This window comes from [Pantoea] beijingensis, assembly GCF_022647505.1.
GTDB classification, from domain to species: Bacteria; Pseudomonadota; Gammaproteobacteria; order Enterobacterales; family Enterobacteriaceae; genus Erwinia; species Erwinia beijingensis.
This window is the reverse complement of the sequence record NZ_CP071409.1, coordinates 2,298,315-2,311,655: the sequence shown is the minus strand read 5'-3', so window position 1 is coordinate 2,311,655 and position 13,341 is coordinate 2,298,315. Positions and strand designations below refer to the sequence as shown.

Annotated in this window: 4 protein-coding genes and 1 pseudogene; 4 read left to right on the top strand and 1 reads right to left on the bottom strand. The window is 56.5% G+C overall.

Annotated elements, in window-relative coordinates:
• Window positions 1-6 precede the first annotated feature (6 nt).
• Window positions 7-9,702 carry a hemagglutinin repeat-containing protein gene (locus J1C60_RS10430; protein ID WP_242080461.1) on the top strand — a complete coding sequence of 3,232 codons (9,696 nt, stop codon included), beginning with the start codon at window positions 7-9 and terminating at the stop codon, window positions 9,700-9,702.
• Window positions 9,702-10,205, top strand: a complete 504-nt coding sequence (locus J1C60_RS10425; RefSeq protein ID WP_128177352.1) for a contact-dependent growth inhibition system immunity protein — start codon at window positions 9,702-9,704, stop codon at window positions 10,203-10,205. Before J1C60_RS10430 ends, J1C60_RS10425 begins: the two co-directional genes overlap by 1 nt.
• A gap of 54 nt (window positions 10,206-10,259) precedes the next feature.
• Here J1C60_RS10425 and J1C60_RS10420 read toward each other — a convergent pair whose 3' ends face one another.
• Window positions 10,260-10,637, bottom strand: a complete 378-nt coding sequence (locus tag J1C60_RS10420) for a SymE family type I addiction module toxin (RefSeq protein ID WP_375139796.1) — start codon at window positions 10,635-10,637, stop codon at window positions 10,260-10,262.
• Here J1C60_RS10420 and J1C60_RS10415 point away from each other — a divergent pair.
• Window positions 10,635-12,911 (top strand): annotated as a pseudogene (locus tag J1C60_RS10415) (cytidine deaminase-like fold-containing protein); the annotation flags it as partial. The gene J1C60_RS10420 and the pseudogene J1C60_RS10415 overlap by 3 nt on opposite strands.
• Window positions 12,908-13,303 carry a DUF6911 family protein gene (locus J1C60_RS10410; protein ID WP_128177356.1) on the top strand — a complete coding sequence of 132 codons (396 nt, stop codon included), beginning with the start codon at window positions 12,908-12,910 and terminating at the stop codon, window positions 13,301-13,303. The pseudogene J1C60_RS10415 and the gene J1C60_RS10410, both read left to right, overlap by 4 nt.
• The last annotated feature ends 38 nt before the right edge of the window (window positions 13,304-13,341 follow it).

The following is a 13,341-nucleotide window of genomic DNA, read 5'->3' as shown; positions in this document are numbered from 1 at the left end:
ACAGTAATGAATAAGTTGTGCTATCGAATTGTATTTAACCGTGCTCGCCAGATGTTAATGGTGGTATCGGAATTGGCTAAGGCGCACGGCGGAGAGTCAACGCGTGGCCCAGGCGTTGCGCCACTGGCCTGCGTTAAACTCTCAGCGTTAACCTTTTCGTTATGGCTGGCAAGCGGGCTGATCGCACAGGATGCGCTGGCTGCGGGTATCGTGGCGGATGGCAACGCGCCAGGTCGTCAGCAGCCGACCGTGATTAACACCTCAAACGGCCTGCCGCAGGTCAATATCCAGGCACCGAATAAAAACGGTTTGTCGCACAATCGCTATAGCCAGTTCGACGTCGGTGAACGTGGAGCAATCCTCAATAACAGCCGGGGCAATAGCAAAACGCAACTGGCGGGGATGGTCGCGGGTAACCCCTGGCTGGCCGGTGGCGAAGCAAAAGTGATTCTCAATGAAGTTAACAGCCGCAACCCCAGCCAGCTGAAAGGTTTTGTCGAAGTGGCCGGCGGTCGGGCGGATGTGATTATCGCTAACCCAGCGGGGATTACCTGTAGCGGCTGTGGTTTTATCAACGCTAACACCTCCACGCTGGCCGCCGGTAAAACGCTGATTGAAAATGGTCGCATCAAGGGATACGACGTTAACAACGGTCGTATCCGCATTGAAGGCAAAGGGCTGAACGACAGCCAGAGTAATTACACCCGACTGATTGCCCGTTCGGTCAATATTAATGCCCGCCTGCAGGCAAAAAATTTACAGCTCACCACCGGACGTAATCAGACCGATGCGGAAGGTAACGTGGTGAAAGCCAGCGCGGATAACGCGGTAGACAAACCTGAGTTTGCGCTTGATGTAGCCGCATTAGGCGGCATGTACGCCAACAAAATCACCCTGGTGGGCACCGAGCGCGGCGTTGGTGTGCACAACGCGGGTGAAATCGGTGCGGCGGCCGGTGAACTGGCGCTGAGTGCAGACGGCAGGCTGACCAATACCGGATTGATGAAATCGACCCAGGCTGTGCGGCTAAACGCCAGTGATATCGACAATGGCGGCAGTATCACCTCCGACAGCCGCATACAGCTCAACGCGCGTAATCAGATTACGCAACGCGGTACCGCTCTGGCGGCGGGCGATGTGCAGATTACCGCCGCATCAATCTCCGCCCGGCAGGGCAGCGTCACGGCAGCCGGTGTAGATGCGCAAGGGAAACTGACGCGAGCGGGAACGATGACGCTCAGTGCCGATGGTAAACTGGACGCTCAGGGAAAACTGCTGGCGGGTCATCAACTGGCGGCCAGCGGGCAGTCCTTGGATCTGCACACCGCGCAAGTAAAGGCACAAACCATCGCCTTAACCGCCGAACGCGGTGATATCGACACACGTAACGCGACGCTGGTTGCGGATAACGCGCTGATCGCCCGCACCCGCGGCCTGTTACAGAATGACGGCGGACATCTCAGTGCGGACAAGCTTCAGCTGGATGTCAAACGCCTCAGCAACCGTAAGGGAGCACTGGCACAAACCGGGCGTACGGCTTTAACGCTTAAATCGCAGCAAATCGATAACGATGCTGGCTCGATCACGGCGGCGAACGGCCTGTCACTCACTGCTGATTCCCTCAATAACCGACAGGGACAAATCGGCAGTTTTGACGGTGGGTTAACCCTTGATGCCGGACAAATTGATAACCAGCAGGGGCGCCTGATCGCCCAGAAAAACGGTGGGCTTAACGTCACCAGCAGCAATTTTTCCGGTGACCATGGCGCTATCATTAGCGAAGGCGCACTCACGCTGCGCGGCGATCGTTTATCGCTAAATAATGCCTGGAGCGAAGGGCAGCAGGTCACGCTACGCGGTGGCAGCCTGACGCATCGCGGCGGCACCATACTGCAGCGCGGTGGAACAACCGCCGATCTGACATTCAGCGGTGATATTGATAACGCGAATGGACAGATTGTCAGCCAGGGTGGCCTGAATATCAACAGCGGCGCGTTCAATAATCAGCACGGCACGCTCAGCGGCGCAGGCGCACTCAGCCTGAACCAGCGAGGAACCCTGACTAACCAGCAGGGGAAAATTGACGCTTCGGTCATCACCTTTAATGGCCAGGCGCTGAACAACACGGCAGGCCTGATCCAGGCAAAACATAACATCACGCTGGACACGCAGGGCCAGCAACTGAATAACACACAAACGCTTGGCGATGCGGCTGGTATTCGCGCAGGCGGTACGCTGACGCTGCGTGCGGGTGAGGTGAACAACCAGTCCGGTCTGATTGCGGCGGATATCCTCACGGGCGAAGGTCACCGCTGGGACAATCGTCATGGCGAAACCAGTGCTAATCAGGCGCTGACACTTAGCGGCACCGGGTTGGACAACCGCGAAGGGTTGATCAGCAGCCGCAAAGGGCCACTCAGCCTGACGGCACGCGAGGCGATCGATAATCAGGGCGGCACTGTTCAAAGCGGCAGCAATATTACGGTTAAAAGCGCGTCGCTGGATAACCGCTCCGGTACGCTGCTGGCAGGCGGTGGCGACATGGCTATCGCGCTGGCGCGCGGCCTGGACAACCAAAATGGTCGCATCTTCGGGAAACAGGGGATCGTACTGAATGCTGCACAACTGAATAACCAGCAGGGGCGTTTCAGTACCTCGCTCGGCATACTCAAGCTATTCATTTCCGGGGCGGCAGACAACCAGCATGGCGTACTGGAAAGCGCCCGTGCGCTACTTCTGAGTGCCGCCAGCCTGAACAACGACAGCGGTGTGATTCAGTCGGCGGGTGACGAGGCCAGCCTGACGCTGAACGGCGAACTGACGAACACCGATGGCCGGATTGCGGCACAGCGGGCGCTGGCCATCGACACGCATGGCCTCAATAACCAGCGCGGAAAAATCGTCGGCGATGAAGTGACGCTGAAAAGCGGTGAACTGAATAACACCCGCGGCCTGATACAGGCGACGCACAACCTTCACCTGACCACCGGTAGCCAGCGGCTGATTAACACCGATACCCGCAGCAACACCACCGGTATTCGCGCGGGCGGCACCCTGACGCTGGACAGCGGAGAGGTAGATAACCACGAAGGCCTGCTGGCGGCAGGCCAGCTTGATGGCCGCGCCAGCCGCTGGAATAACCAACGCGGTGAAATTAACGCACTGGGCGATATCGCACTCAACGGGAACCAATTGACCAACCAGCAGGGACAATTACAGGCGGGTGGCTCGCTGCGGGTGGATATGCAACAGGGAACGCTGGATAACCAGAACGGCCTGATGCTGGCTAACCACACGCTGACGCTGTTAAGCGGACTGCTAAGCAACAAGGGCGGAACCCTGCAGGGAAATGGTGCCCTTTCGTTGTATAGCGGACAGCTTGATAATCAGAGTGGCAAGCTGCTTTCCGGCGGCGATCTCACGCTTAGCGCCAGCACAGTAAACAATCAGCAGGGCAAAATATTTGCCTGGAAAAACGGTGAGCTTAACGTCACTGCCGCTATCAACAACGCTCAGGGCTTTATTAAAGCCAACGAGACGCTGCGTCTCAGTGCTGACAGCCTTGATAACCAGCAAACCCGCACCAGCGGGAAAGGCATCGAAGCAAACAACCTGCAGCTTGCTGCACGGACAGTGAACAATCAGCAGGGGGCACTCCGCGCCGCCAGCCGTCTGGCTGCGGATATCAAGGCGGTGCTGGATAACCGTCAGGGCGTGATCTCTTCGCAGCAGCAACTGGATATTAATGCCGGAGGCGCAGGCACGCTGGTGGTAAAAAACCAGGATGGCGAGCTGGTGGCGCAGAAAAGCCTCAACGCACAGATCAATCAACTCGACGGTGTAGGTCGTATCACCGCTCAGCAGACGCTGAGCCTGACCACGCTGATGCATTTGTTGCAGGATGGTACGCTTGCCAGTAACGGCGATCTAACCCTCAATGCGCGCGGTGGCCTGACCAACGGCGGTCTTCTGACGGCGCTGCGCGCGCTGGCGATTAGTGCGCCAGAATTGAATAACCGCAACGACGGTGAAATCAATGGCCAGTCGGTGAACATTCAGGCCGGTCAGTTAACCAATACCGGACTGATTGATGGCGCAACCAGCCGTCTGGTTGCGGATAGGCTACATAACAGCGGCAGCGGGCGCATCTATGCGGATAACCTGCTGATCGATGCCCGCCGACTTATCAACGATAAAGACCCGCAGCAAAATAAATCGGCCACGATCGCCGGCCGTCAGCGGCTGGTCATCGCCACGGACCATTTAACCAACAGCGATCACGCGCTGATATACAGCGACGGCGATATGGCGATCGGCGGAAAGCTGGCACAGGATGGCACGGTTTCAGGCCTGGCTAAAAAAGTGGAAAACCTCAGCGCGGATATCGAAGCGATTGGCGCTTTGCATCTCGCTGCGCAGCAGATTGACAACCGTGATATTCACCTGTTGCTCAGTGACGAACCGGTGCTGGTTTCAATTTCTGATGAAGTCGAGGAATTCCAGTTCTGCCAGGGAGATGGTGACGGCGCCTGCTTTGGCGGCGATGGCAAACGTTACAAGCTTGGTCCGTGGGAAGGGCGTTATCGTTATGCGATTGATGACAATGGCAAACGCATCGAGGGCGTGTTCCTGCAGAAAGAAGCAGGCAACGGCAGCAGACTGCGCTTTTTTATCCCTGGCGGGGTGACTAAGCACTTTTATGAATACCGCTACCAGACCAAAACCTGGCAAACCCAGGTCGTGCATAAAGATCCGTCTACGCTGCGCAGCGGCAAAAATATGACGATTGAAGGCGGGACGCTGACCAACCAGGACAGCCGCATCATCGCAGGTGGCGATCTCGTCGCCCGGACGGCCCAGTTGAACAATAAAGAGACCCAGGGTATTCAGCGCATCGAAGAACAAGGCCAGGCCATTTCCCACTATAAAGGGGGCAGTAACTGGCATACCCGACAGACAACGCATGACTACGATGGCAAACACAGTGAAAGCGCATTAGCACTGCATCTGATGAGTGTGGAAACCCAGGCTGGGCAGGGTGCGGGGCAGGATATTGACGACCAGCATAACCAGGGAACGACGATCGACGCAGACGGGGTACAGAAGGAAAACGCCGCCGCTGGCCAGGCTAACGGGAGCGGGATGGTTGATGTCAGCCTTGATGGCCCGAACGATGCGGGCGAGTTGGCACCGGCACAGCCGGGCGGCATCATCGAGATTCCAATTTCGAAAGATGGCAAATCGGACGATTTAGTGGCGCGCGTCGTGCCACCGAATACCACCCTGCCGGACAACAGCCTGTTTGAACTGCATCCGGGTAAAGGCAATGGCTACCTGGTTGAGACTGACAGTCGTTATACCAACGGCAAAAAATGGCTCAGTAGCCAGGATGTCTGGGGCGACAGCTTGCATAAACGCCTGGGCGATGGTTTTTACGAACAGCGTCTGGTGCGCGATCAGCTTACTCAGGCGACCGGGCAGCGTTTTCTGCCAGGCATGAGTGATGATAATGAACAATATAAATGGCTGCTGAATAACGGAAAGTCGTTTGCCGAGAAATACCAGCTGCAGCCGGGTGTGGCACTGAGTCCGGAGCAGATCGCCCTGTTGACCAACGACATGGTGTGGATGGTGAATAAAACCGTGACCCTGCCGGATGGCCGTACCGAAGTGGTGAGCGTGCCGCAGCTGTATGTCCGGGTGAAACCGGGTGATGCGACGGGCAATGGCGCACTGCTGGCGGGCAACCGGGTGCTGATAGACAACAGCGGCGACGTCACCAACAGCGGCAGCATTCAGGGCCGGGAACTGACGCAAATCAGCGCCAGCAACCTGAGCAACGAAGGCTTTATTCAGGGCAAAAAACTGACGGTCTTAGCGGATAACGATATCACTAACACCGGCGGCCAACTGCTGGCGGGCGATAGCCTTCAGCTTGCGGCCGGACATAACATCATCAGCGAGACGCTGGGCGGCAGCAAGGGAAGCGAAGCCTGGCTGGAACGTGGCGCCGGTATTTATGTTGAAAATGACCGCGGCCAGCTAACGCTGCAGGCAGGTAACGACATCCGCCTGACCGCCAGCGAACTGGTTAACCGGGGCAAAGAGAGTAACACCCGGCTGACGGCGGGCCGGGACCTGACGCTGGACACGCGTCAGCTCAGCCACGGCACCGACTACACTCGCGACGACAAACACTACGACCGCTCGCTGCAGACTGCAGAAGCGGGCAGCCGCATTGACGCGGGGGGCAACCTGCAGCTTGCTGCGGGGCGCGATATCAACGCCCGCGCGGCGGATATCAACGCGCAGGATGCGTTAACCGCGCAGGCGGGGCGCGATATCAACCTGACCAGCGGCGAATCGACGCTGGACCACGAAGGGCGCAGCAAGTGGACCAACAAAGGGTTTATGTCGAAGACCACGCACGAGTTTTACGGCAAAACCACCTCCAGCGAGGCGCAGAGCACCACCGTAAGCGGCGACAGCGTGCGGATGAGCGCGGGTCATGACCTGACGGTGCAGGGCAGCAACGTGGTGGGCACGAAGGACGTGGCGCTGGCGGCGGGCAATAACCTGACGTTAACCACCGCCGACGAGTCGCAGCACGACACGCAGATATCGCAGAAGAAGAAATCGGGCCTGATGAGTACCGGCGGCCTGGGCTTTACGGTCGGGTCGGCCAGTCAGAAGCAGAGCACCGACAGCGACAGCAACGTGAAGAAAGGCAGCACGGTGGGCAGCAGTGCGGGCAGCGTCAGCCTGACGGCCGGCAATACGGCAACCCTGCACGGCAGCGACGTGGTGGCGGGCAAAGACCTGAGTATCACCGGACGCGAGGTGCAGATAACGGCGGCGCAGAACAGCCACACGGAGCTGACAAAGACCGAAGAAAAATCCAGCGGCTTCACGCTGGCGCTTTCGGGTACGGCGGGCAGCGCGCTGAACACGGCAACGCAGCAGGCGAAATCGGCACGCAGTGAGGATGACGGACGGCTGGCGGCGCTGAAGGGCACCCAGGCGGTGCTGAACGGCGTGAGCGCGGCGCAGGCGGTTGACAAGGATCGGGTCATGGGTAACGATCCGGAGAATGACAACACGGTGGGCGTGAGCCTGAGCTACGGCAGCCAGTCGTCGAAATCGGAACGTAAGGTTGAGCAGCAGACTTCGGCGGGTAGCACGCTGAACGCCGGACGTGACCTGAGTATTCGTGCGACGGGCGGGGATATTGCGGTGGAGGGCAGTCAGCTGAAGGCGGGTCGTGACACGACGCTTGATGCCGCGCGGGATATCCTGCTGTCGTCATCGGCGAACAGCGAAACGGTGAGCGGCAGCAACAGCAGCCACGGCGGTAGCGTGGGCGTGGGGATAGGCGTGGGCTCGGGCGGTTTTGGCCTCAGCGTGTCGGCGAGCGTGAACGCCGGCAAGGGGAAAGAGAACGGCAGCACGGTGACGCACAGCGAAACGACGGTGGAGAGCGGTAACCGGGTGACGCTGAAGAGCGGACGTGACGCGACGCTGACGGGCGCGCAGGTCAGCGGCGAGCAGATAGTGGCGGAGGTGGGTCGCAACCTGACGCTGACGTCGGAGCAGGACAGCGACCGTTATGATTCAAAGCAGCAGAACGCGAGCGCGGGAGGCAGCTTTACCTTTGGTTCGATGACGGGGTCGGGCAGCGTGAACCTGAGCCGTGACAAAATGCACAGCAACGTTGACTCGGTGCAGGAGCAGACGGGGCTGTTTGCGGGTAAAGGCGGTTACGATATCCGCGTGGGTGAACACACGCAGCTGAACGGGGCGGTGATAGCCTCGACGGCGGACGGCGGTAAAAACGTGCTGGACACGGGCACGCTGGGGTGGCGTGATATCGACAACCGTGCGGACTATAAAGTTGAGCACCAGAGCGTGGGCGTGAGCTCGGGCGGCGGCATTGGCGGGAATTTTGCGGGCAACATGGCAAATGGTCTGCTGGCGGGGATGAATAGCGAAGGGCATGCGGGCTCGACGACGCACGCGGCGGTAAGCGAAGGGACGATACGGGTTCGTGACGGCGGGAAACAGCAGCAGGACGTGGCGGACCTCAGCCGCGATACTGAGCATGCGGCGAACGGCCTGAGCCCGATATTTGACAAGGAGAAGGAGCAGAAGCGTTTAAGGGAAGCGCAGCTTATCGGTGAGATAGGGAATCAGGCTGCGGATATTGCGCGGACGAAGGGCGAGATTGCGAAGCTGAAGGCGGGCAGGGAAGCGCTGGCGAAAAAGGGTATACACGAACCGGAGAGAAAAGCCGGGGAGACGGATAAGGATTACCGGGGCCGCTGGAAGGATTATAACAATGCGGTTGCCGCGACGGACGCCTACAAAGAAGCGGACCGGAAATGGGGAACCGGTGGTGGTATCCAGCAGGGTATCCAGGCGGCGACGGCGGCGGTGCAGGGTCTTGCGGGGGGGAATCTGGCGCAGGCCATCAGCGGCGCGGCGAATCCCTACATAGCGGAGCAAATCCATAAGCTGACGGGAGGTAACCTGGCGGCGCAGGCGATGGCACATGCGGTGGTGGGTGCGGTGGTCTCGCATGCTTCAGGTAACAGCGCCCTGGCCGGAGCCGCAGGCGCGGTAAGTGGCGAACTGATGGCGCAACTGGTGATGAAGGAGCTGTATCCGGGCAAGAAAGTGAGCGAGCTGACGGAAGAACAGCGTCAGACCATCAGCGCGCTGGGCACGCTGGCGGCGGGACTTGCAGGAGGTCTGGCAGGGGACAGTACGGCGGATGCAGTTGCGGGTGCGCAGACCGGGAAGAATGCGGCGGAGAATAATGCGCTGAGTGCCAGCCAGGCGCTGAGTTTTGATAAAGAGCTGTCCGATTGCCGGAAATCCGGAGGTGACTGCCGGGCGGTGATTGATAAGTGGAAGCAGATTAGCGATAAGCAAAGCGCAGAAACCGATCAGAAGCTGAAAGACGATCCGGTTGGAGCACAGGTCTGGGATAAAGAAGTTGCCCAGGGTGGTTCGGACATGGCTAATCGTCCGGGCTGGCTGGGTAATCTTCCCGGTGTCGATGTGATGACCAGCGACGAAGCCAAAGCCTATGTTCAGCAGTGGAACGGTCAGGATTTGGCAAATATTGATGTTAACAGTCCTGGCTGGACGAAGTTTGCAGCGTTTGCGTCCGATCCGGAAAACCAGGCTATGGTAGGATCACTCGGATTGCTGGCTAAAGAGCTGGGTGCTGCGGCCATCTCGTTCATGGGGCGGAATACAGCAACGGCTACCGTCAGCGCTGCAGAAGTCGGTATTAAATGGGGTCAGGGTAATATGAAGCAGGGAATGCCGTGGGAGGATTATGTCGGCAAATCATTGTCTGCTGATGCCCGATTGCCGCAGAACTTTAAAACCTTTGATTACTATGACGGTGCGACCAAAACAGCGGTAAGTGCCAAATCGATGGACACGCAGACAATGGCGAAGCTGGGTAATCCCAATCAGGTTTACAGTTCGATTAAGGGCAATATTAACGCGGCTGCGAAATTTGAACGGTCTGAATTATCAGGGCAAGTACTTAATTCTTCTATGATTGCTAACAGAGAAATCCAATTAGCTGTTCCGGCTAATACAACTAAAGCCCAGTGGGTGGAAATAAACAGGGCTATTGAGTATGGTAAATCTCAGGGCGTAAAAGTGACAGTAACGCAGGTGAAATGATGGACTTTAATAAAGATCAGGATTATTGGGCTAGCTGCTACTGTACCAATGAATTTTTGCTCATTGAAACTCAGTCTGGATTAGGACGAACGGGGAGAGATCCTATTTTTCCATCTCGTTTATTACCTCTTTCTGCTGAGAATGAACTTGTTGGTGAACAAATTTTACAGGCATTATCTGATAGTCGTACATTGAACATTCTGGAGGAGCGTGTAGCCTTTTTTGACCTCGAAAAAGGCAAAGAACAATACGTTGCTTGGGTCGCAATGCTGATGGAAAAATATGGCTATAAATCTAAAAAAACACTGTTCAAAGATATGAAAAACTGTGGCATTCACTGTGTGAATGGTGTCATCACTATCTCTCCTACACGCCATGAAAAACTGGAAGGATGGGGAAGGGAAAAAGGTGATGGTATTGAAGATGTTATTCTATCAACAGACAGTTCCCCGTCTGAAATTGGTGCGGGACTACGGTTGGCACTCAGTCGTTGTAAAGGTTAAGTAATATCATAGAAATCCCAGCCCCTGCGGCTGGGATTTTTGTTTATAGTCCAGTCAGTTACCGCTCTGCCTCTGTGGCTTACTGATGACCTCAATCAAATCCGTGACCTGGCGCTGCTTGCGGGCGGAGAGCTTACTGACCTTCTTCAGGGCCTGCATCAGTGCCGGCTCTGGCTCCTGCGCGGTGAGCACCAGGCAGCCCGGCATCACCCGCACCTTAAGCGGCGTTCCCGTCTCAAATCCCGCCTCATCCAGCCAGCCGCCCTTCAGCGTGATGGAGGTGGCCTTGTTGTGCGTCTTCCAGTCGCGGATATAACCCACGGTATAGCGGCGAGTTTTTAACTCCGGGGCTTCAGTTGTAACAGCGGCGACAGCGTGCGGGTCATGATCTGACGGTGCAGGGCAGCAACGTGGTGGAGCACGGTGACGCACAGCGAAACGACGGTGGAGAGCGGTAACCGGGTGACGCTGAAGAGCGGACGTGACGCGACGCTGACGGGCGCGCAGGTCAGCGGCGAGCAGATAGTGGCGGAGGTGGGTCGCAACCTGACGCTGACGTCGGAGCAGGACAGCGACCGTTATGATTCAAAGCAGCAGAACGCGAGCGCGGGAGGCAGCTTTACCTTTGGTTCGATGACGGGGTCGGGCAGTGTGAACCTGAGCCGTGACAAAATGCACAGCAACTTTGACTCGGTGCAGGAGCAGACGGGGCTGTTTGCGGGTAAAGGCGGTTACGATATCCGCGTGGGAGAGCACACGCAGCTGAACGGGGCGGTGATAGCCTCGACGGCGGACGGCGGTAAAAACGTGCTGGACACGGGCACGCTGGGGTGGCGTGATATCGACAACCGTGCGGACTATAAAGTTGAGCACCAGAGCGTGGGCGTGAGCTCGGGCGGCGGCATTGGCGGGAATTTTGCGGGCAACATGGCAAATGGTCTGCTGGCGGGGATGAATAGCGAAGGGCATGCGGACTCGACGACGCACGCGGCGGTAAGCGAAGGGACGATACGGGTTCGTGACGGCGAGAAACAGCAGCAGGACGTGGCGGACCTCAGCCGCGATACTGAGCATGCGGCGAACGGCCTGAGCCCGATATTTGACAAGGAGAAGGAGCAGAAGCGTTTAAGGGAAGCGCAGCTTATCGGTGAGATAGGGGATCAGGCTGCGGATATTGCGCGGACGAAGGGCGAGATTGCGAAGCTGAAGGCGGGCAGGGAAGCGCTGGCGAAAAAGGGTATACACGAACCGGAGAGAAAAGCCGGGGAGACGGATAAGGATTACCGGGGCCGCTGGAAGGATTATAACAATGCGGTTGCCGCGACGGACGCCTACAGGGAAGCGGACCGGAAATGGGGCACCGGTGGTGGTATTCAGCAGGGTATCCAGGCGGCGACGGCGGTGGTTCAGGGTCTTGCGGGGGGGAATCTGGCGCAGGCCATCAGCGGCGCGGCGAATCCCTACATAGCGGAGCAAATCCATAAGCTGACGGGAGGTAACCTGGCGGCGCAGGCGATGGCACATGCGGTGGTGGGTGCGGTGGTCTCGCATGCATCAGGCAACAGCGCCCTGGCCGGAGCCGCAGGCGCGGTAAGTGGCGAACTGATGGCGCAACTGGTGATGAAGGAGCTGTATCCGGGCAAGAAAGTGAGCGAGCTGACGGAAGAACAGCGTCAGACCATCAGCGCGCTGGGCACGCTGGCGGCGGGACTTGCAGGCGGTCTGGCAGGCGACAGCACGGCGGATGCGGTTGCGGGTGCGCAGACCGGGAAGAATGCGGTTGAGAATAACTATCTGCACGTGTCGGAGAAGACTGAACTTGAGATAGCGAAACAGGTACTCAAAAACAGTAAAGACCCAGCAGAGCGTGATAAAGCGCAGCAGAAGTATGATGCACTGCTTGAGAAAGATATCAGCAGTGACAAGGCAGTTATAGCAGCGTGCGGCAATGGGCAGGCTGCCAGTGCGGCCTGTGCCGGTGAACGACTGAAAGTTATTGAAGCAAAAGAAGGATATGAAAGCTTTGGTAACTACAACTCAAAAGCCAGCCAGATGTATTCCGATGCTTACGGGCAAATAGTGAACCTGCTGAATATCACCAGTGCAGATGCGCAAAATCAGCAGCAGGTGAAGGATGCGCTGACGCAATACGCGATGGATGTGCTTGGAGTAGATCGCCAGACTGCTCAGGGTTATGCAGAAACCAAGCAAGGAATGGATATTATTGTTGCTTCGGTGACGCCAGTGTTAGGCTCGGCGGCTGCAAAACAGCTTAGTAAAGTTGTTGATGCCAATCTTAAGGTTGTGGCGAAAGGTAATGTTGATGGTAATAAGTTTACTGATACGAATCAGACGGTAAGACCACCTCAGTTAGCTGACTTTAACAAACCAACTCTGATTAACGATGTTGTACAGGCCAAGATAGACAAGCGACCAGATAGAAATCTACCTAATGGAAATATGGGAACTGCTCATGCGGAAGTGGGCGTAATTCAACAAGCCTATGAAAAGGGAATGACTCAGGGACGCGAAATGGCAATGAGCGTAGCAGGTAAAGAAGTCTGCAACTATTGCTTGAGTGATGTAAGAGTTATGGCAGAAAAAGCAGGGCTTAAATCACTGACAATTTATGAAGAATCAACAGGTAATGTTCTATTCTGGCAGCAGGGTATGAAAAAAATAGAAAATAGAGGGCCTGCAAAATGACAGTAAAATACGAGCTTTCTCGCTTATGTTCTGGTGAGAAATATGTCAGAAATGAATTTCCTCTGTGGTCTGATGTATTGAATTTTTTAAATGCCTTGAGGAATAGCAGCGGTAGTGTAAATATCAGGATTACTAATGCTCCAGATGTCGGACCAGAAAGACTGAGTGTTGAGGCCGAGAATGGTTTTTACCTTGTTACTTTGTTGGAATATGATGAATCTGGAAGTGATGTAAGATCCATATGGGATAATACGTTATCATCAGAAGATAATATCATTATCCTCGGTAATTACTGGCCTGCTCGTCAGCTAACAAAAGACTTTGATCTTGTTGTCAGGATCTTTAAAGAATTTTTCGATACTGGCAATGTATCAACGGAACTGTTGAATTAATGCACGAATCCCGACCATCGAGCCGGGATTTTACTTTA